17 protein-coding genes are annotated in these 20704 nt (G+C 71.6%); 14 read left to right on the top strand and 3 right to left on the bottom strand.

Annotated features, from left to right (window positions below; all coding sequences use genetic code 11):
* Nucleotides 1-9 precede the first annotated feature (9 nt).
* Nucleotides 10-1008, top strand: a complete 999-nt coding sequence (gene ilvC / locus AOQ37_RS05650; protein WP_020131430.1) for a ketol-acid reductoisomerase — start codon at nucleotides 10-12, stop codon at nucleotides 1006-1008.
* A gap of 267 nt (nucleotides 1009-1275) precedes the next feature.
* Nucleotides 1276-2865, top strand: a complete 1590-nt coding sequence (serA, locus tag AOQ37_RS05645; protein ID WP_062641834.1) for a phosphoglycerate dehydrogenase — start codon at nucleotides 1276-1278, stop codon at nucleotides 2863-2865.
* 101 nt (nucleotides 2866-2966) lie between these two features.
* Here serA and AOQ37_RS05640 read toward each other — a convergent pair whose 3' ends face one another.
* Entirely contained in the window at nucleotides 2967-4487 is a 1521-nt protein-coding gene (locus tag AOQ37_RS05640) for an MFS transporter (protein WP_062641833.1), read from the bottom strand.
* A 110-nt stretch (nucleotides 4488-4597) separates the two neighbouring features.
* On the opposite strand from AOQ37_RS05640, the gene AOQ37_RS05635 reads away from it, so the two are divergent.
* A complete protein-coding gene (locus AOQ37_RS05635) occupies nucleotides 4598-5188 on the top strand; it encodes a TetR/AcrR family transcriptional regulator (RefSeq protein WP_062642465.1) in 591 nt (196 codons plus the stop codon).
* Nucleotides 5189-5201: 13 nt separating this feature from the next.
* Here the strand turns inward: AOQ37_RS05635 and AOQ37_RS05630 are convergent, their stop codons facing one another.
* Nucleotides 5202-6425, bottom strand: coding sequence for a PucR family transcriptional regulator (locus AOQ37_RS05630; RefSeq protein WP_062642463.1), 1224 nt, complete (start codon nucleotides 6423-6425; stop codon nucleotides 5202-5204).
* Nucleotides 6426-6589: 164 nt separating this feature from the next.
* On the opposite strand from AOQ37_RS05630, the gene AOQ37_RS05625 reads away from it, so the two are divergent.
* Together AOQ37_RS05625 and pruA are read left to right on the top strand one after the other, a co-directional pair.
* A complete protein-coding gene (locus AOQ37_RS05625; protein WP_062641831.1) occupies nucleotides 6590-7516 on the top strand; it encodes a proline dehydrogenase family protein in 927 nt (308 codons plus the stop codon).
* Nucleotides 7517-7564: 48 nt separating this feature from the next.
* Nucleotides 7565-9205: an L-glutamate gamma-semialdehyde dehydrogenase gene (gene pruA, locus AOQ37_RS05620; protein WP_062641829.1), complete on the top strand. Its 1641-nt coding sequence runs from the start codon at nucleotides 7565-7567 to the stop codon at nucleotides 9203-9205.
* Between the two features lie 166 nt (nucleotides 9206-9371).
* On the opposite strand, the gene AOQ37_RS05615 is transcribed toward pruA, so the two are convergent.
* Nucleotides 9372-10376 carry an NADP-dependent oxidoreductase gene (locus AOQ37_RS05615; RefSeq protein WP_062641828.1) on the bottom strand — a complete coding sequence of 335 codons (1005 nt, stop codon included), beginning with the start codon at nucleotides 10374-10376 and terminating at the stop codon, nucleotides 9372-9374.
* Between the two features lie 104 nt (nucleotides 10377-10480).
* Between AOQ37_RS05615 and AOQ37_RS05610 the strand changes: the two genes are divergently transcribed.
* From AOQ37_RS05610 to cimA, 9 genes are all read left to right on the top strand, one after another.
* A complete protein-coding gene (locus AOQ37_RS05610; protein WP_062641825.1) occupies nucleotides 10481-11374 on the top strand; it encodes a LysR family transcriptional regulator in 894 nt (297 codons plus the stop codon).
* A gap of 220 nt (nucleotides 11375-11594) precedes the next feature.
* On the top strand, nucleotides 11595-11726 hold the full coding sequence (locus AOQ37_RS41765) for a hypothetical protein (protein WP_107085114.1): 132 nt from the start codon (nucleotides 11595-11597) through the stop codon (nucleotides 11724-11726).
* Nucleotides 11727-11923: 197 nt separating this feature from the next.
* Nucleotides 11924-12967: a 3-isopropylmalate dehydrogenase gene (locus tag AOQ37_RS05605; protein ID WP_062641823.1), complete on the top strand. Its 1044-nt coding sequence runs from the start codon at nucleotides 11924-11926 to the stop codon at nucleotides 12965-12967.
* A 323-nt stretch (nucleotides 12968-13290) separates the two neighbouring features.
* Nucleotides 13291-14379 (top strand): branched-chain amino acid aminotransferase, encoded by a 1089-nt coding sequence (locus tag AOQ37_RS05600; RefSeq protein ID WP_062641821.1) that lies wholly within the window; start codon nucleotides 13291-13293, stop codon nucleotides 14377-14379.
* A 195-nt stretch (nucleotides 14380-14574) separates the two neighbouring features.
* Nucleotides 14575-15273, top strand: a complete 699-nt coding sequence (gene ureA / locus AOQ37_RS05595) for an urease subunit gamma (protein WP_062642461.1) — start codon at nucleotides 14575-14577, stop codon at nucleotides 15271-15273.
* On the top strand, nucleotides 15270-16943 hold the full coding sequence (locus tag AOQ37_RS05590) for an urease subunit alpha (RefSeq protein WP_062641819.1): 1674 nt from the start codon (nucleotides 15270-15272) through the stop codon (nucleotides 16941-16943). Before ureA ends, AOQ37_RS05590 begins: the two co-directional genes overlap by 4 nt.
* Nucleotides 16944-16952: 9 nt before the next feature.
* Nucleotides 16953-17990: an agmatine deiminase family protein gene (locus tag AOQ37_RS05585; protein WP_199824937.1), complete on the top strand. Its 1038-nt coding sequence runs from the start codon at nucleotides 16953-16955 to the stop codon at nucleotides 17988-17990.
* Between the two features lie 31 nt (nucleotides 17991-18021).
* Complete coding sequence (locus tag AOQ37_RS05580) at nucleotides 18022-18636, top strand: TetR/AcrR family transcriptional regulator (protein WP_062641816.1); 615 nt, start codon at nucleotides 18022-18024, stop codon at nucleotides 18634-18636.
* A 405-nt stretch (nucleotides 18637-19041) separates the two neighbouring features.
* The gene (gene cimA, locus AOQ37_RS05575; protein ID WP_062641814.1) at nucleotides 19042-20646 is read left to right on the top strand and encodes a citramalate synthase; all 1605 of its coding nucleotides are present in this window, start codon (nucleotides 19042-19044) and stop codon (nucleotides 20644-20646) included.
* Nucleotides 20647-20704 lie beyond the last annotated feature (58 nt).

The raw sequence follows: 20704 nt of genomic DNA, 5'->3' as shown, positions 1-20704 counted from the left end.
GAACCCAAAGTGGCCGAGCTGTTCTACGACGCCGACGCCGACCTGTCCATCATCCAGGGCCGCAAGGTCGCGGTCATCGGATACGGCAGCCAGGGCCACGCCCACGCCCTGTCGCTCCGTGACTCCGGTGTCGACGTCCGGGTCGGTCTGCACGAGGGCTCCAAGTCCAAGGCCAAGGCCGAGGAGCAGGGCCTGCGCGTGGTGACCCCCGCCGAGGCCGCCGCCGAGGCCGACGTCATCATGATCCTCATCCCGGACCCGATCCAGGCCCAGGTCTACGAGGAGTCCATCGCCCCGAACCTGAAGGACGGCGACGCGCTGTTCTTCGCGCACGGCTTCAACGTGCGCTTCGGCTTCATCAAGGCCCCCGCCGGCGTCGACGTCGCCCTGGTCGCCCCGAAGGGCCCGGGTCACCTGGTGCGCCGCCAGTACGAGGAGGGCCGCGGCGTCCCCGCGATCGCCGCCGTCGAGCAGGACGCGACCGGCAACGCCTTCGCGCTGGCCCTGTCGTACGCCAAGGGCATCGGCGGCACCCGCGCCGGCGTCATCAAGACGACCTTCACCGAGGAGACCGAGACCGACCTGTTCGGTGAGCAGGCCGTCCTCTGCGGTGGCACCTCCGCGCTGGTCAAGGCGGGCTTCGAGACCCTGGTCGAGGCCGGCTACCAGCCGGAGATCGCCTACTTCGAGTGCCTGCACGAGCTGAAGCTGATCGTGGACCTCATGTACGAGGGCGGCCTGGAGAAGATGCGCTGGAGCGTCTCCGAGACCGCCGAGTGGGGCGACTACATCACCGGCCCGCGCATCATCACCGACGCCACCAAGGCCGAGATGAAGCAGGTCCTCGCCGAGATCCAGGACGGCACCTTCGCCCAGAACTGGATGGACGAGTACCACGGCGGCCTGAAGAAGTACAACGAGTACAAGGACGCGGACTCGGAGCACCTGCTCGAGACCACCGGCAAGCAGCTGCGCAAGCTGATGAGCTGGGTGAACGAAGAGGCGTAAGGCCTCGGGGCAGGGGGGCCGGAGCGGGACGCTCCGGCCCCGTTGTCCATCCCGTCCAACCACGGACGGGTGATCCTTCCGCGGAGGCGTGAGGCGGTCTCCGCGGCAGCACTACACTGCTGGACTAATACGCGTCAGGCCCACAGCGTCGTGCGTCTTCCACGCGGCTAGCCCCTCCTCCGCCTGCGGCCGTCGGGACGGCCGTCCGCACGCTCCCCCATAGCCTGGAGGGCATGGGAGGTGCACCCATGACTTGTGAGGACTCACGTGAGCTCGAAACCTGTCGTACTCATCGCTGAAGAGCTGTCGCCCGCGACTGTGGACGCGCTTGGCCCGGACTTCGAGATCCGGCACTGCAACGGAGCGGACCGAGCCGAACTGCTCCCGGCCATCGCCGACGTCGACGCGATCCTGATCCGCTCGGCCACCAAGGTGGACGCCGAGGCGATCGCCGCCGCGAAGAAGCTGAAGGTCGTCGCGCGAGCCGGCGTCGGCCTGGACAACGTCGACGTCCCCGCCGCCACCAAGGCCGGCGTGATGGTCGTCAACGCCCCCACCTCCAACATCGTGACCGCCGCCGAACTGGCCTGCGGTCTGCTGCTCGCCACCGCCCGCCACATTCCGCAGGCCAACGCCGCGCTGAAGAACGGCGAGTGGAAGCGCAGCAAGTACACGGGTGTCGAGCTGGCCGAGAAGACCCTCGGTGTCGTGGGTCTCGGTCGCATCGGCGCGCTCGTCGCGCAGCGCATGTCCGGCTTCGGCATGAAGGTCGTCGCGTACGACCCCTACATCCAGCCCGCGCGTGCCGCGCAGATGGGTGTGAAGGTCCTGTCGCTGGACGAGCTGCTCGAGGTCTCCGACTTCATCACCGTCCACCTGCCGAAGACCCCCGAGACGGTCGGTCTGATCGGCGACGAGGCGCTGCGCAAGGTCAAGCCGAGCGTGCGGATCGTCAACGCCGCGCGCGGCGGGATCGTCGACGAGGAGGCGCTGTACTCGGCGCTGAAGGAGGGCCGGGTCGCCGGCGCCGGCCTCGACGTCTACGCGAAGGAGCCCTGCACGGACTCCCCGCTGTTCGAGTTCGACCAGGTCGTGGCCACCCCGCACCTCGGCGCCTCGACCGACGAGGCCCAGGAGAAGGCCGGTATCGCGGTCGCGCGTTCGGTGCGGCTGGCCCTCGCGGGCGAGCTGGTGCCGGACGCGGTGAACGTCCAGGGCGGTGTCATCGCCGAGGACGTCAAGCCCGGTCTGCCTCTCGCCGAGCGTCTCGGCCGGATCTTCACCGCGCTCGCCGGTGAGGTCGCCGCCCGCCTCGACGTCGAGGTGTACGGCGAGATCACCCAGCACGACGTGAAGGTGCTGGAGCTGTCGGCTCTCAAGGGTGTCTTCGAGGACGTCGTCGACGAGACCGTCAGCTACGTCAACGCCCCGCTGTTCGCGCAGGAGCGCGGCGTCGAGGTGCGGCTGACCACCAGCTCCGAGTCGGCCGACCACCGCAACGTCGTCACCGTGCGCGGCACGCTCTCGGACGGCGAGGAGGTGTCGGTCTCCGGCACGCTGGCCGGTCCGAAGCACCTCCAGAAGATCGTCGCGGTCGGCGAGTACGACGTCGACCTCGCGCTCGCCGATCACATGGTCGTCCTCAAGTACGAGGACCGTCCGGGTGTCGTCGGGACCGTGGGCCGGGTCTTCGGCGAGGCGGGCATCAACATCGCCGGTATGCAGGTCGCCCGCGCGGCCGTGGGCGGCGAGGCGCTGGCCGTGCTGACCGTCGACGACACGGTGCCTGCCGGCGTGCTGGCCGAGGTGGCCACGGAGATCGGCGCGACGTCCGCGCGTGCGGTGAACCTCGTCTGAGGGTGGCGCACCGCCCGGGGGAAGCCGCCCCCGGGCCCCCGCCCAGGGGAAGCCGGGCGGACCGGAGCGATCCGGTCCGCCCGGCTTCCGTGGTGTTCGGGTTACTTCACGGGGCTCCTGCGCAGGGTCACCGAGGCCGCCGCCGCAGCGCCGGCGAGGAGCAGCGCCCCGGCGATCGCCGCGCCCTGCATGCCGCTGGTGAACGCCTCGCGTGCGGCCGTCGCCAGGGCGTCTCCCGTGCGCCCGGGGAGACGGTCCGCCACCGCGAGGGCGCCGCCGAGGGTCTCGCGGGCCCCGGGCGGAGCCGTGACCGGGATGTCGTGGCGGTAGATCGCGGTGCCGATGGAGCCGAGGACGGCCATGCCGAGGGCGCCGCCGAACTCGGTGCCGGTCTCCAGCAGGGCGGAGGCGGAGCCCGCGCGTTCGACCGGGGCCGCGCCCATCGCCAGGTCCGTCATCTGGGACAGCACCATGACGATTCCGCAGGCCAGGACCGCGCAGGCGGTCAGCACGAGCCACATCGAGTCCGTCCCGGCGAGGGCCAGCAGCGCGTAGCCGCTCGCTCCGATCGCGAAACCGGCCGTCACGACGTGGGCGCGGTCGACGCCCCTTTGGACCAGGGAGGTCGCGACCGGGGCCGCCAGGCCGATCGGCACCGAGGGGAGCAGGGCCCACAGGGCCGCTTCCAGCGCGCTCTTGCCGAGGACCGACTGGAGGTACTGGGTGGTGAAGAACGCCGAGCCCAGCATGCCGAAGGCGGAGACCAGGTTGAGGGCGAGGGCGGGGGCGAAGCCGTGGCCGCGGAACAGGGCCGGGGAGATCATCGGTGAGGCCGCGGTGCGCTGGCGGTGGACGAAGAGGGCCGCGAAGAGCAGACCGACGGTGACGGAGACGACGTACTCCGCGTGCCAGCCCTCGGACGGGATCTCCTTCAGGCCGTAGATCACGGGCAGGACGGCGGCCATCGACAGGGGGACGCTCGGCCAGTCGAAGCGGCCGGGGGCGGGGTCACGGGACTCGGGCAGCAGGACCGGGCCGAGGACCAGCAGCAGGACCATCGCGGGCAGGTTGACCAGGAAGACCGAGCCCCACCAGAAGTACTGGACGAGCAGGCCGCTCATCACCGAGCCGAGTGCGATGCCGCCCGTCATCACCGCGGACCACATCCCGATCGCCTTGGCGCGCTGGCCCGGGTCGGTGAACATCGTGCGGATCAGGGCCATCGTCGAGGGCATCAGGGTCGCGCCGCCGATGCCGAGGACCGCGCGGGCCGCGATCAGGGTCTCGGCGCTGTCCGCGTAGGCCGCGATCAGTGAGGCGGTGCCGAAGGCCGCGGCGCCGATCAGCAGGAGCCTGCGGCGGCCGACGCGGTCGCCGAGAGAGCCCATCGTCATCAGCAGGCCCGCCAGGACGAAGGCGTAGATGTCGAAGATCCACAGCTGCTGGGTGCCGGTCGGTTCCAGGTCCGAACTGATCGCCGGGATCGCGAAGTAGAGGACGGAGACGTCCATGGAGACCAGCAGCAGCGGAAGCATCAGTACGCCCAGCGCGGTCCATTCACGGCGGCCGGCCCGGCCCACCGGGGGTTCGGTGGTGCTCGTCGAGTGCGTCGTGTTCGTCATGACGGTGACTGTACGAGCGTATTAAACGGTTGTCTAGAACGAATGTATAATTCATCTGTGTAGTACGTCTGTATGGGACGTCTGTATGGATCGGCGGTAGGGTGGCGGCCATGGGACACCGTGAGGATCTGCTCGAAGGCGCCAAGCGCTGCCTGCTGGAGAAGGGGTTCCTGCGCACGACCGCGCGGGACGTCGTCAAGGAGTCGGGGACCAATCTGGCGTCCATCGGTTACCACTACGGGTCGAAGGACGCGCTGCTCGCGCAGGCGTACATCTCGTTGATCGAGGGCGCCGGCGACGAGTTCGACCCGGGGTGGGGCGCGGGGGACGCGATGACGGCGGCCGCCGGGTCACTGGAGCGCTTCCAGCAGGTGTGGGCCAACATCATCGGCTCGGTGCCGCGGACGCGGGCGATCTGGCTGCTGAGCTTCGAGCTCATCGTCCAGGGCGACCGGCTCCCCGAGGTGCGCAAGCTGCTGGCCGAGGCGCAGGAGCAGGGCCGGTCGGGGATCGTGCCCCTGTTCAACGGCATCCCGGAGGACCGGCTCGACAAGGAGACCGTGGACACCGAGGGCCGCTTCTACCAGACCCTCCTCAACGGGCTCATGGTCCAGTGGCTCTTCGACCCGGAGTCGGCGACCGACGCGGCACAGCTCACCGAGGGGCTGCGCCGGGTGATCGCGGGCGCCGCGAAGAGCTGACCGGGGACATGCCCTAGGGCAGACGGGCCGCCTTGAGGGTCATGTGCAGGAGCAGCCGGTCCTCGCCGTCGTCGAGGTCCAGGCCGGTCAGTTGCTCCACCCGGGACAGCCGGTAGTAGAGGGTCTGCCGGTGGATGCCCAACTCGGCCGCCGTGCGGCCTGCTTGGCCCGCGCGGTCGAGGTACACCTCGGCCGTGCGGGCGAGTTCACGGTGGGAGGGCGCCAACAGGGCCCGTACGGCCGGGTCCTGGGCGGTCTCCCGGGGCAGGGCGGTCAGCAGGCGGTAGGGGCCGATGGACGCCCACCGGGCGACAGGGCCGAGGCCGGGCTCCGCCAGGACCGCCCGGGCCGACGCCGACGCCTCCCGCCAGGCCTCGCCGAGCTCGGCGAGGCCGAGCCGCCCCGCGGCCACTCCCGCGGCGGCCCCGTCCGCCCGCTCCAGCAGCCGGGCCGCCGCCGACGTCGCCGGGGTGAGGGTGTCCGTCGAGCGCAGGCGTACCAGCAGGGCGAGGGACGGGGACCGGGTCTTCCCCGCCGTCCCGCCGGCGGTCGAGGTGGCCGCGTCCCACGGAACCGTGCACAGCGCCGTCGCCCCCGGCAGCGTGCGCAGCGAGGGCGCGTCGTCCGGCTCGGCGGACGGCCAGGGCGTCACACACACCACCGTGTGCGGGCCGTCCGCGCGGGCGCCGAGCGCGGTGCGCAGCTCCGCCACCGCCATGTCCCGCTGCCAGTCGGGCTGCGCGGTGAGCACCGCCCGCAGTTCGCGGGTGAGGTCCGCGCCGTGCTGGGCCTCGTCGGCGAGCAGGGCGCCGATCCGCGCGGTCACCTCCATCGCGGCCGCCAGCTGGGCGTCCGAGGGCCCGGGGTCGTCGGCGAGCAGCCAGACATAGCCGAGGACGACCCCCCGGTGCCGAACGGGGAGGCAGACGCGCCCCCGGTACACCCCGGCCTCCGGGGTCGGCGGGATCCGCACCGGGCCGGTCGCGCGGGTGATGCCGAAGCCCTCGAACCAGGTGCGGACGGCGGCCGTGGAGCGCCGGGTCAGGATCGAGCGGGTGCGCACCGGATCCAGCGCCGACGCGTCGAGCTCGCCCTCGCTGTCGTAGGCGCCGAAGGCGATCAGCTCGAAGTCCCGGTTCTCCAGGGTCGCGGGGGCGCCCAGCAGCTCGGAGATCTCGTCGACGAGCTCTTGGTGGTCACCCTGGTGGTCGGCTGTCACCCCGGCATTCTCCCGCATGTCCGCCTGCCCTTCATACATCTGTCTGAGATCCGTGGCGCGGATGCGTGACAGCTGTCGATGGCACACGATCGGAGGGATCCTTAGGTTTCACGGTGGTTCTCCGTGCCGTTCCCCGAGCGTCGGGCAACGGCCTCGTATGGGTTGGTATGTGGAGGTGCCCCGTGCTGGGTCCCGTGATTCTCGCCGCTTCGCGCAGCGACCGGATGCGACGCCTGATCTCGGCGGCCCCGGTGACGAAGCAGGTCGTGGACCGCTTCATCCCCGGCGAGACGGTCGACGACATCGTCCCGATCGTCGAGCGGCTGACCGCCGGGGGGCTGGAGCTGACGATGGACGTCGTCGGCGAGGACATCACCAGGCCCGAGCAGGCCGCCGCCGCCCGGGACGCCTACCTGGCGCTGGTCGACCGGCTCGCGGAGCTGGAGCTCGGTGAGCGGGTGGAGATGTCCGTCAAGCTGTCGATGTTCGGCCAGGCGCTGGACGGGGGCCATGAGCTGGCGCTGGCCAATGTGCGCCCGGTCGTCGAGGCCGCCGCGGCCATCGGCACCACCGTCACCCTCGACGCCGAGGACCACACCACCCTCGACTCGATGTTCGCCATCCACGAGGAGCTGCGGAAGGACTTCCCGCAGACCGGCTGTGTCATCCAGGCCTACCTGTTCCGCACCGAGGCCGACGCCCGCCGGCTCGCCGCGAGCGGGAGCCGGGTGCGGCTCGTGAAGGGCGCCTACAAGGAGCCCGCCGAGGTCGCCTACCAGCAGAAGCACGAGATCGACAAGGCGTACGTCCGGATCCTGCGCACGCTGATGGAGGGCGAGGGGTACCCGATGATCGGGTCCCACGACCCGCGCCTCATCTCCATCGCGCAGGAGCTCGCCCGCAAGGCCGGGCGCAAGCTGGACGAGTACGAGTTCCAGATGCTGTACGGCATCCGCGGCGACGAGCACCTGCGACTGGCCGCCGAGGGCCACCGCATGCGCGTCTACACCGCCTACGGCACCGACTGGTACGGCTACTTCATGCGCCGCCTGGCGGAGAAGCCGGCCAACCTGCGGTTCTTCGTCCGCTCGATGATCAGCAAGGGCTGAGCCCACCCCCTCGATCGAAACACCCGCTCAGAAGGAGTAACGGAAGACATGGACGCGGTAACCCAGGTCCCCACCCCCGTCAACGAGCCGGTGCACGGCTACGCCCCCGGCTCGCCGGAGCGCGCCCGGCTGGAGGCCAAGCTCAAGGAGCTGGCCGACAACCCGATCGACCTGCCCTGCACCATCGGCGGCGAGCGGCGGATGGGCGGCGGCACCCGGTTCGACGTCGTGCAGCCGCACAACCACAAGGCCCGCCTCGGCACCTACGCCAACGCCACCCGGCAGGACGCGCAGGACGCCGTCGACGCGGCCCTCGCCGCCGCGCCCGCCTGGCGCGCGATGTCCTTCGACGACCGCGCCGCCATCATCCTGCGCGCCGCCGAACTGCTCGCCGGCCCCTGGCGCGAGACGCTCGCCGCCTCCACCATGCTCGGCCAGTCGAAGACCGCCCAGCAGGCGGAGATCGACTGTCCCTGTGAGCTGGTCGACTTCTGGCGCTTCAACGTGGCCTACGCCCGCCAGATCCTGGCCGAGCAGCCCCCGGCGAACTCCCCGGGCGTGTGGAACCGCCTCGACCACCGCCCGCTCGAGGGCTTCGTCTACGCGATCACGCCGTTCAACTTCACCGCCATCGCGGGCAACCTGCCGACCGCGCCCGCGCTGATGGGCAATGTGGTCGTGTGGAAGCCGTCGCCGACGCAGACCCACGCGGCCGTCCTGCTGATGCAGCTGCTGGAGGAGGCCGGGCTGCCCAAGGGCGTCATCAACCTGGTCACCGGCGACGGCCTCGAGGTCTCCGAGGTGGCCCTGACCCATCGCGACCTCGCCGGCATCCACTTCACCGGCTCGACCAGGACCTTCCAGCACCTGTGGAAGACGGTCGGCGCCAACATCGAGAACTACCGTTCCTACCCGCGCCTGGTCGGCGAGACCGGTGGCAAGGACTTCGTCGTCGCCCACCCGAGCGCGGACCGCGCGGTGCTGAAGACGGCCCTCACCCGGGGCGCCTTCGAGTACCAGGGCCAGAAGTGCAGCGCGACCTCCCGGGCGTACATCCCGGCGTCGATCTGGAACTCCGGCTTCAAGGAGGAGTTCGCGGCCGAGGTCGACTACCTCACCATGGGTGACGTCACCGACCTCGCCAACTTCGTCGGCGCCGTCATCGACGAGCGTTCCTTCGCCAAGAACAAGGCGGCGATCGACCGCGCGAAGGCGGACCCGACCTGCACGATCGTCGCGGGCGGCTCCTACGACGACTCGGTCGGCTACTTCGTCCGCCCGACCGTCGTCGAGTGCACCGACCCGGAGAACGAGGTCTTCACGACCGAGTACTTCGGCCCGTTCCTCGCCGTGTACGTGTACGACGACAGCTCCGCCGAGGCGTACGACGAGATGCTGACGCAGATGGAGTCGGTCTCGGACTACGCCCTGACGGGCTCGGTCATCGCGGGCGACCGCGCGGCCGCCGCGTACACGATGGAGAAGCTGCGCTACGCGGCCGGCAACTTCTACATCAACGACAAGTCGACCGGCGCCGTCGTCGGCCAGCAGCCCTTCGGCGGCGGCCGCGCCTCCGGCACCAACGACAAGGCCGGTGCCCCGCAGAACCTGATGCGCTGGACGCTGACCCGCGCCATCAAGGAGACGCTGGTCGCGCCGACCGACTACGCGTACCCGCACATGGGCTGACGCTCAGTAGGACGACACGGAAGGGGCCGGGCGACTGCCCGGCCCCTTCCCGTCCTCCCGTTGCGAGCCGCGGCCGAACGCGAGCGCGCCGGCCGGGGCGAGCGCGCCGGCCGGGGCGAGCGCGTCGGCCCGGGCGGGCGAGGGCGAGGCGAGGGCCGGCCTGGCTCTAGAGCCCAGGCGACCGGCGCACCAGGATCTTGCCCGTGTTCCCGCCGCGCAGCATGAGCAGGAACGCCTCCACGATCCGTTCGAACCCGTCCACCACCGTCTCGTCCAGGGCCAGCGCCCCGCTCAGCAGATGCGGTACGGCGAACGCGTACAACTCCTCCTGGACGTCCTGGTGATCGCGTACCAGGAAGCCCTCCATGCGCAGGCTCTTCTCCACCAGGTCGGCGTGGTCGAAGACGGCCGGCGGCGTGTCGGGCGTGTTGTACTGCCCGACCGTTCCGACGCGCACCACCCGCCCCCGCTCCCGCAGCGCGCCGATCGCCGCCCCGAGGTGGGCGCCGCCCACGTTGTCGACGAAGACGTCGATGCCCGTCGGGGCGGCCTTCGCCAGCAGGTCGGCGACCGGGCCCTCGTGGTAGTCGAAGGCCGCGTCGTAGCCGACCTGCCCGGTCAGGTACCGCACCTTCTCCGCCGTGCCCGCGCTGCCGATCAGCCGGCCCGCGCCGAGCAGCCGCGCGAACCGCCCGGTCGCCGTGCCGACCCCGCCGGCCGCCGCGGAGACGAACAGGTCCTCGCCCTCGCGCAGCCGGGCGATGCGGGTGAGGCCGACGTACGCCGTCAGACCCGTGCCGCCGAGGAGGCTCAGGTGCGCGGAGAGCGGCACCCCGTCGTACCGGGGGAGCCGTCTGACCTCCTGCGGGCGGACCACCGCGTGGGTGCGCCAGCCCTGCCGGTGGAAGACGATCTCGCCCTCGGGGAGGGCCACCGGATCGCGGGTGGCGATGATCCGGCCGAGCGATCGTCCCTCCAGCGGGGCGTTCAACGCGAAGTCGCCGTCCATCATTTCGCGGTGGTAGGGGTCGACCGACCAGTAGAGGTTCTCCACCAGAGCGGTCCCCGGCGCCGGTTCGGGGACCGGTGACTCGGCGAAGCGGAAGTGGTCCGGGGTGGGGAAGCCGGTCGGGCGGCCGGTCTGCTGCACGGTGAGCGCGGTGCTGGTCATGGCAGGGGACCGTAGGCAGGAATGCGGGCGCCGGGCAGGGGGTTGCGTTCATGGAACGGGCCGATCCATGAGCCGCCCTCATAGCAGCAGGTGGGAGCCCCCGCATGAGCCCGGTCGATCTCGCGCCGCAGGAGTTGCGGACACTGGTGGCCGTCGCGGACGAGGGCGGTTTCTCGGCCGCCGCCGCCCGGCTCGGGACCACCCAGTCGGCCGTGTCGCACGCGGTGCGGGGCATCGAGCGCAAGCTGGGGGTCGTCCTCTTCGAGCGCGGGCGGTACGGCGCCCGGCCCACCGCGGCCGGCGCCCGGGCGGTCGCCCACGCCCGACGCGTCCTGCGGATGCTCCAGGCGCTGGTCGCCGAGACGCGGGGCACCGGAACGGGCCAGGTCGACGGGCCGTTGCGGATCGCGGCCTTCCGCAGTGCGGCCCTGTATCTGCTGCCGCCCGTCCTGGAGCGGCTGGCCACCCGGCATCCGGGGATCCGGGCGACCGTGACCGTCGTACGGGAGGTGGGGCCGGGAACGGCCGGCGCGGTGGCCGAGGGGCGGGCCGACCTCGGGATAGCCACCTTCGGCACCAGCACGCCGGTCCCGCCGGAGCTGGTGGGCGACGTGCTGCTGGAGGAGCCGTACGCGCTGGTGCATCCGGCGGGTCACCCCGACCCCCGTTCCCTCCCGCTCGTCGACTGGACGGAGAACTGCTCGTCCGCCACGCGCGCGTGGTGGGCCGCGCAGGACTGGATCCCCGCCGCGACCGTCCGCGCCGAGGACGACGGGGCGGTGCTGTCGATGGTGGGCAGTGGCCTGGGGATGGCGATCATGCCCGCGCTCTCCCTCAGCCGGACACCTCTCGGGACGGAGGTCACCGACCTCGGTCCGGAGCGGCCCACCCGTCGGGTCGGCTATGTCACGACCCCGGAGCTGGCCGCGACCGCGGCCGTCCGGGCGCTGGTACGGGAGTTGAGGGCGGCCGCGAAACCGCAGGTCGGCACGGGGTGAGCCGGGGCGCCGTCTCAGATAGTAGGAAGTCCGAGTAATTGTGGAGACAGGCGCGTGCTCCTCCCTTAGCTTTGTAGGAGCCGAACGTATCGCTCGACCAAGCGAATGGCGGTCGTGAGCCGGGCCCGGTGCAGGCAATCCCTGCGGCCCGCTCCCCGCCCCTTCCGGCGTCTCGTCACCCCCTGTGCCACTCCCTGGAATTCGAAGGAGTCGATTTCCCATGGCCGAGACGACCGTCCGCCGCCGAGTCCGCCACACCTCCCGTACGAGCGAGTCCGACCGCAAGAACGCCGCGGCGGCGCTCCAGCGCGCCCTCGACCGCCGTGACAACGGCGGCGAGACCGGCCACTGAGCCGAGCCGCCCCGCAGACCGGGAGCCGCACCCGCACGGGGTGCGGCGCGGGCTCCGAACGGGACTTCGGGACCCGCGCCGCGCCTCGGTCCCGCACGAGGTCCGAGGCCCGCGCCGGCGGTCCGCACCCGCGACTTCTCTGTCCGTATGGCGGACAGTCCATGTCATCCCATGGGACGAGGAGTACGGTTTCCCGTATGTCTCGCAGCCTCAATCTCGCAGTGATTCCCGGTGACGGCATCGGCCAGGAGGTCGTGGCCGAAGGTCTCAAGGTCCTCTCCGCCGTCCTCCCGCAGGATGTGAAGCTGGAGACCGAGGAGTACGACTTCGGTGCCCGGCGCTACCACGCCACCGGTGAGACGCTCACCGACGCGGACGCCGAGGCGCTCAAGCGCCACGACGCCATCCTGCTGGGCGCGATCGGCGACCCGAGCGTCCCCTCCGGTGTCCTGGAGCGGGGTTTCCTGCTCAAGCTGCGCTTCCTCTTCGACCACCACGTCAACCTGCGCCCGTCGAAGCTCCTCCCGGGTGTCGCCACCCCGCTGGCCGGCCAGCCCGAGATCGACTTCATCGTGGTCCGCGAGGGCACCGAGGGCCCGTACACCGGCAACGGCGGCACGATCCGCAAGGGCACCCCGCACGAGGTCGCCACCGAGGTCTCCGTGAACACGGCCTTCGGTGTCGAGCGCGTGGTCCGGGACGCCTTCGCCCGCGCCCAGGCCCGTCCCCGCAAGAAGCTCACGCTGGTCCACAAGAACAACGTGCTGGCCTTCGCCGGTCACCTCTGGACGAACGTCTTCAACCGGGTGGCCGCCGAGTTCCCCGACGTCACCACGGACTACATCCACGTGGACGCCGCGACGATCTACCTGGTCACGGACCCCGCGCGGTTCGACGTCATCGTCACGGACAACCTCTTCGGCGACATCATCACCGACCTCGCCGCGGCCGTCTCCGGCGGCATCGGCGTCGCCGCGAGCGGGAACATCAACCCGTCCGGCGAGTTCCCGTCCATGTTCGAGCCGGTGCACGGCTCGGCCCCGGACATCGCCGGCCAGGGCAAGGCGGACCCCACCGCCACCGTCCTGTCCGTCGCCCTCCTCCTGCGCCACCTCGGCCACGAGGCCGAGGCGGTCCGTATCGAGGAAGCCGTCTCCGCCGACCTGGAGGAGCGCGGCTCGCTGCCCGCCCGCAGCACCTCCGAGATCGGTGACGCGCTCGCCGTACGCGTAGCCGGCTGACCCGCGCCGCGCGAAAGCTCGCGAAGCCGCCGGGTCGCATCCGCACCCGGCGGCTTCCGCATGCCCCCCGCCGGGTGCCACCATCAGCCCTGGGTCGCATTCCCGCCGTTTTGGCCCTCGTCCGCCGCTTGCGATAATCGAACGTGGAGCCGCGGTATGAGGGAATGCTCGGACGTCCTAGCACCGGCCACCGGCCGTACGGGCGTGAGCGCGGCCCCGTCACTACAACCGGTGCTGCATCTTCCGGGGGACAACCCCCGGACCCCCGGCCGAAAGACGCGGGGTGGCCCAGACGCTCGCCAGGAAGCGAAGGACAGCTACTCATGACGACGCCCACGATCGAGCTCAAGCCCTCCGCCAGTCCCACCTCCGCCGCCGAGCGGCAGGCGATCCTGGCGAACCCCGGGTTCGGCCGCCACTTCACCGACCACATGGTGACGATCAAGTGGACCGAGGGCCGGGGCTGGCACGACGGTCAGCTCGTCCCGTACGCGCCGATCCCCCTCGACCCGGCCACCAACGTCCTGCACTACGCGCAGGAGATCTTCGAGGGACTGAAGGCGTACCGCCGTCCCGACGGCTCGGTCGCCACCTTCCGGCCGGACCAGAACGCCAAGCGCTTCCAGCGTTCGGCCCGCCGGCTGGCCATGCCCGAGCTGCCGGTCGAGACCTTCATCGAGGCGTGCGACGCGCTCGTCGGCCAGGACAAGGACTGGGTGCCCGCGCACGGCGGTGAGGAGTCCCTCTACCTGCGGCCGTTCATGATCGCGACCGAGGTCGGCCTGGGCGTGAAGCCGGCCAACGAGTACCTGTTCCTCGTCATCGCCTCACCGGCCGGCGCCTACTTCCCGGGCGGCGTCAAGCCCGTCTCCATCTGGGTCTCCGAGGAGCACGTGCGGGCCGTCCCCGGTGGCATGGGCGACGCCAAGACGGGCGGCAACTACGCCGCGTCCCTGCTCGCCCAGGCCGAGGCCGCCGCCCAGGGCTGCGCCCAGGTCTGCTACCTCGACGCGGTCGAGCGCAAGTGGGTCGAGGAGCTCGGCGGCATGAACCTGTACTTCGTGTACGAGGACAGGATCGTCACGCCGTCGCTGACGGGCTCCATCCTGGAGGGCGTCACCCGCGACAGCCTCCTCACCGTCGCCCGCGACCTCGGCTACACGGCCGAGGAGGGCCGGGTCTCCGTCGAGCAGTGGCAGCGCGACTCCGAGAGCGGCGCCCTCAAGGAGGTCTTCGCCTGCGGCACCGCCGCCGTGATCACCCCGGTCGGCACGGTCAAGCGCACCGCCGGTGAGTGGCGGCAGTCGGGCGGCGAGCCCGGTGAGGTCACCCTGAAGCTCCGCCGGGCCCTGCTGGACATCCAGCGCGGCACGGCCGAGGACAAGCACGGCTGGATGCACGAGCTGGGTTAGTCGCCCCCTTCCCGACGCCCCCTTCCCGTCGTCCTTTCCCCTCATCTCTGTTCCGTCAGGGCCACCCCGTCCGGGGTGGCCCTGACGCGTCTCCGGGGTCCGGCCGAATTTGAGCGGTGCTCAAAAATTGCCCGTCATGACTTCTGATCATCGAACGGAGCGTTTAGAGTGCTGTTCAAAGAAAGGGAGAGCAACGTGCGACTCACCCCCACCGAACGGGACCGCCTTCTGCTCTTCGGGGCAGCTGAGCTGGCCCGGGCGAGAAGGGCCCGCGGGCTGCGGCTCAACGTCCCCGAGGCGACCGCGCTCATCGCGGACACCGTCTGCGAGGCCGCCCGTGACGGCGCCCGGCTCGCCGAGGCGATCGACCGCGCCCGGTCGGTCCTCGGCCCGGACGACGTGCTGCCGGGCGTCGCGGACGTCGTCACCGAGGTGCATGTCGAGGCCGTGTTCGACGACGGCTCGCGACTCGCGGTCGTCGGCGATCCGATCGCCGGGGGGACGCTCGGGGACCGGGCGCCGGGGGCCCTGCTGCCCGGGCCCGCGCACACCGAGCCCGAGGCGGCCGTACGGCTGACGGTCACGAACACGGCGACCGTGCCGGTCTCCGTCACCTCCCACTTCCACTTCTTCGAGGCCAACCCGCGCCTCGACTTCGTACGGGAACAGGCCTACGGGATGCGGCTCGCGGTCCCCGCCGGGTCCTCCGTGCGCTTCGGGCCGGGGGAGAGCAGCGACGTGGGGCTCGTGCCGATCGGCGGCGACCGGGTCGCGATCGGCTTCGCCGGTCTGGTCGACGGGGCGCTCGACGCGCCGGGCGCGAAGGACGAGGCCCTGCGCCGGGCCGCCGCCTGCGGCTATCTGGGAGCGGAAGCGGGAGGGTCGAACCGATGAACCCGTACGAGTACGCCGCCACGCACGGCCCCCGGGCCGGCGACCGGGTCCGCCTCGGCGACTCGGGACTCGTCGTCCGTGTGGAGTCCGACTCCCAGCGGCACGGCGCCGAGTTCCTGGCCGGCTTCGGCAAGACCGCGCGGGACGGGCTGCACCTCAAGGCCGCCGCCGTCCGCGACACCTGTGACGTCGTGATCAGCAACGTCGTCGTGATCGACGCGGTGCAGGGGATCCGCAAGGTGTCGATCGGCATCCGGGAGGGCCGGATCCACGCGATCGGGCGGGCCGGGAACCCCGACACCCTCGACGGGGTCGACGTGGTCGTCGGCACGGGCACATCCATCGTGTCCGGCGAGGGGCTGATCGCCACCGCCGGAGCCGTCGACACCCATGTCCACCTGCTGTCACCGCGGATCATGGAGGCCTCGCTCGCCTCCGGGGTGACCACGGTCATCGGGCAGGAGTTCGGTCCCGTGTGGGGTGTCGGCGTCAACTCGCCCTGGGCGCTGCGCCACGCGTTCAACGCGTTCGACGCCTGGCCGGTCAACATAGGCTTCCTCGGCCGGGGTTCGTCCTCCCACGAGGCCCCCCTGGTCGAGGCGCTCGCCGAGGGCGGCGCCTCCGGCTTCAAGGTGCACGAGGACATGGGCGCCCACACCCGGGCGCTGGACACGGCGTTGCGGGTCGCCGAGGAGCACGACGTCCAGGTCGCCCTGCACAGCGACGGGCTGAACGAATGCCTGTCGGTCGAGGACACCCTGCGGGTGCTGGAGGGCCGGACCATCCACGCCTTCCACATCGAGGGCTGCGGCGGCGGACACGTGCCCAACGTGCTGAAGATGGCGGGCGTCGCCAACGTCATCGGCTCCTCCACGAACCCCACCCTCCCCTTCGGGCGGGACGCGGTCGCCGAGCACTACGGCATGATCGTCTCCGTCCACGACCTGAAGACCGACCTGCCCGGCGACGCTGCCATGGCCCGCGACCGGATCCGGGCCGGGACCATGGGCGCCGAGGACGTGCTGCACGACCTGGGCGCGATCGGCATCACCTCGTCCGACGCCCAGGGCATGGGCCGGGCGGGCGAGACGGTCCGCCGTACGTTCGCCATGGCCGGGAAGATGAAGGCCGAGTTCGGCGCCCCGGACGGCGGCGACGACAACGAGCGCGTGCTCCGCTACATCGCCAAGCTCACCGTGAACCCGGCCATCGCCCACGGCCTCGCGCACGAGGTCGGCTCGATCGAGGTGGGCAAGCTCGCCGACATCGTGCTGTGGCGCCCCGAGTACTTCGGCGCCAAGCCGCAGCTCGTGCTCAAGTCGGGCTTCCCGGCGTACGGCGTGGTCGGCGACCCGAACGCGGCCACCGACACCTGCGAACCCCTGGTGCTCGGCCCGCAGTTCGGGGCGTACGGGGCCACGCCCGCCGACATCTCGGTCGCCTTCGTCGCCCGGGCCGCCCTCGACCGGGGCGGCGACTCGATGCCGACCCGCCGCCGCCGGGTCGCCGTCCGCGGCACCCGCGGCATCGGCCCCGCCGATCTGCGCCGCAACTCCCGTACCGGAGCGGTCGACGTCGACCAGCGCACCGGTCTGGTCACCCTCGACGGCGAGCCGCTGCGCTCCGAGCCGGCCGAGTCCGTCTCCCTCAACCGCCTGTACTTCCTCTGAGGACCGCTGATGTCTGCTGCCGCCGACGGCTTCCGCATGCCCGCCGAGTGGGCCCCGCACGAGCGCACCTGGATGGCCTGGCCCGGCCCCAACCCCACCTTCGACGACCCCGACGACCTGACCGCGGCCCGGGCCGCCTGGGCCTCGGTCGCCCGCGCGGTCCGCCGCTTCGAGCCGGTGACGGTGGTGTGCGGCCCCGGGCAGTCGGCGGACGCCCGTGCCCTGCTCGGGCCGGACGTCGACACGGTCGAGCGCGACCTCGACGACGCCTGGATGCGGGACATCGGCCCCACCTTCCTGACCGCCGCGGACGGGCGGCTCGCCGCCGTCGACTGGACGTTCAACGGCTGGGGCGCCCAGGGCTGGGCCCGCTGGGAGCACGACGCGAAGATCGCCGCACATGTCTCGGACCTCGCGGGGGCGCGGACGTACGCCTCGAAGCTGGTCAACGAGGGCGGCGCGATCCACGTCGACGGCGAGGGCACGGTCCTGCTGACGGAGACGGTCCAGCTCGGCCCGGAGCGCAATCCGGGGTGGACGCGGGAGCGGGTCGAGGCGGAGATCCACGCCATGCTCGGCACCCGCAAGGCGATCTGGCTGCCCCGCGGGCTCACCGGCGACTACCCTCCGCACGGCTTCGGCACCCTCGGCCACGTCGACATCGTCGCCGCCTTCGCCCGTCCCGGGGTCGTCGTCGCCCACCACCAGCCCGACCCGGCCCACCCCGACCACGAGGTGACGAAGGAGGTCATCGGGCTGCTGCGGGGGCAGACCGACGCGCGGGGCCGCCGTCTGGAGGTCGTCGAGGTCACCGCCCCGACCGTCCTGGAGGCCGACGGCCACTGGGCGGACTACTCGTACATCAACCACTACCTCTGCAACGGCGGCGTCGTGCTCTGCGCCTTCGGCGACCCGCGCGACGAACTCGCGGCGGGCGTCTTCCGTCGCCTGTTCCCGCACCGCACGGTCTCGTTGGTGGACGCCCGTACGATCTTCTCCGGCGGTGGTGGCATCCACTGCATCACCCAGCAGCAGCCGAGGGTCTGAGATCCGGGAACGAGACACGGGGGAGCCGGGCATGGCCGGAGCGGCACGGGGACGCAGGAACGCGCCGCCCCGCGAGGACGTCCTGGCCGCCGCCATGGAGATGATCGCCGAGCGCGGTCTGGAGAAGCTCACCATGGCGGCGCTCGGCCGCGAGGTCGGGATGAGCAGCGGCCACCTCCTCTACTACTTCCACTCCAAGGACGAGCTGCTGCTGCGCACCCTGGAGTGGAGCGAGGGACGGCTCGGCGCCGAGCGCGCCCGGCTGCTGGCCCGCGCCGCCCCCGCCCGTGAGCGGCTGGACGCCTATGTCGGCCTGTACGTCCCCGACGGCCACCGGGACCCGCACTGGACGCTCTGGCTGGAGGTCTGGAACCGCTCGCAGAGCGCCGCCGTCGACGCGGCCGCCCGGGACCGCCAGGCGGCCATCGAGGGAGCCTGGCACCGCGACCTGGTGGCGCTGCTGGCCGAAGGGGTCTCGCGCGGCGAGTTCCGGGGCGTGGACCCCGACCGGTTCGCGGCCCGGCTGCGCGCCCTGCTCGACGGCTTCTCCATCCATGTCGCCATCGGCCTGCGCGGCACGGGCCGGGAGCAGGTCCTCGGGCACGTCCGGGAGTTCCTGGCGGAGAGCCTTCTCGCCGGCCCGTGAGAGCGCTGGCCCGTGAGAGCGCCGGCCCGTGAGAGCGCCGGCTCTTGAGAGCGCCGACGCGTGAGAGTGCCCGCGACGCGTGAGAGCGCCGACCCGTGAGAACGCGCTGTTCGCATCCTGAGACGCCCGGTGAGCAAACGGACGGTATGTGCCAGACTGCGGCCGTGCTCTCGTTCGCCATGATTATTGGCAGCAGGCGCGCCGGTCCGCAGTGACCGCTCCGTACGACCAGGTACGAGCGGCCACCGTCGTCCTCGACCCGCGCGCAGACCTCTCGCACCCGCGAGGGGTTTTTCGCTTTTCTGGCCCACCCACAGCCGGGAGCGAGAGCGCGAGGGAGCATGGGGGGTGGTGGAGCCGGTCATTCCGGTAACGACCGAGATCCGACACAGGAGCCTTCAGACCATGACCGCAACCAGCGAACCCGACGACTCGTTCCACGTCTTCGACACCACCCTGCGCGACGGCGCGCAGCGGGAGGGCATCAACCTCACCGTCGCCGACAAGCTGGCCATCGCCCGGCACCTGGACGACTTCGGCGTGGGCTTCATCGAGGGCGGCTGGCCCGGCGCCAACCCGCGGGACACCGAGTTCTTCGCCCGCGCCCAGGAGGAGATCGGCTTCAAGCACGCCCAGCTGGTCGCCTTCGGCGCCACCCGCCGGGCAGGCGCGAAGGCCGCCGAGGACCCGCAGGTCAGGGCGCTGCTGGAGTCGGGCGCCGGGGTGATCACGCTGGTCGCGAAGTCCCACGACCGGCATGTCGAGCTGGCCCTGCGCACCACGCTGGACGAGAACCTGGCGATGGTGAGCGACACGGTGTCCTTCCTGAAGGAGCAGGGCCGCCGGGTCTTCGTCGACTGCGAGCACTTCTTCGACGGCTACCGCGCCAACCCGGAATACGCCAAGGCGGTCGTCCGGGCGGCCTCCGAGGCCGGCGCGGACGTGGTCGTCCTCTGCGACACCAACGGCGGCATGCTCCCCGCGCAGATCCAGGCGGTCGTCTCCACGGTCCTCGCCGACACCGGCGCCCGGCTCGGCATCCACGCCCAGGACGACACCGGCTGCGCGGTGGCCAACACCCTGGCCGCGGTGGACGCGGGCGCGACGCACGTCCAGTGCACGGCCAACGGCTACGGCGAGCGGGTCGGCAACGCGAACCTCTTCCCGGTGGTCGCGGCCCTGGAGCTGAAGTACGGCAAGCAGGTCCTGCCCGAGGGCCGGCTGCGGGAGATGACCCGCATCTCGCACGCGATCGCCGAGGTCGTCAACCTGACGCCGTCCACGCACCAGCCGTACGTGGGAGTCTCGGCCTTCGCCCACAAGGCCGGCCTGCACGCCTCGGCCATCAAGGTCGACCCGGACCTCTACCAGCACATCGACCCCGAGCAGGTCGGCAACACCATGCGGATGCTGGTGTCGGACATGGCCGGACGCGCGTCCGTCGAGCTGAAGGGCAAGGAGCTCGGCGTCGACCTCGGCGGCGACCGCGAAGTGGTCGGCCGGGTCGTGGAGCGGGTCAAGGAACGCGAGCTCAAGGGCTACACCTACGAAGCGGCCGACGCCTCCTTCGAACTGCTGCTGCGGGCCGAGGTCGAGGGCAAGCCGCTGAAGTACTTCGAGGTCGAGTCCTGGCGGGCCATCGTCGAGGACCGCCCCGACGGCACCCACGCCAACGAGGCCACGGTCAAGCTGTGGGCCAAGGGCGAGCGCATCGTCGCGACGGCGGAGGGCAACGGCCCGGTCAACGCCCTGGACCGCGCCCTGCGCGTGGCACTGGAGAAGATCTACCCCCAGCTGGCCAAGCTCGACCTGGTCGACTACAAGGTCCGCATCCTGGAGGGCGTCCACGGCACCCAGTCCACCACCCGCGTCCTGATCTCCACGACGGACGGCACGGGCGAGTGGTCCACGGTGGGCGTCGCGGAGAACGTGATCGCCGCCTCCTGGCAGGCCCTGGAGGACGCCTACACGTACGGGCTGCTGCGGGCCAAGGTGGAGCCCGCCGAGTAGGCGGCACTCGGCGGGAGTCCTCGGCGAGCCGCTCGGACTCGCCGAGGCCCCCCCACCC

Source organism: Streptomyces maremycinicus (assembly GCF_001184025.1).
Classification (GTDB): domain Bacteria; phylum Actinomycetota; class Actinomycetes; order Streptomycetales; family Streptomycetaceae; genus Streptomyces; species Streptomyces maremycinicus.
The sequence above is the reverse complement of the archived record's forward strand: the minus strand, read 5'-3'. Positions and strand labels throughout refer to the sequence as shown.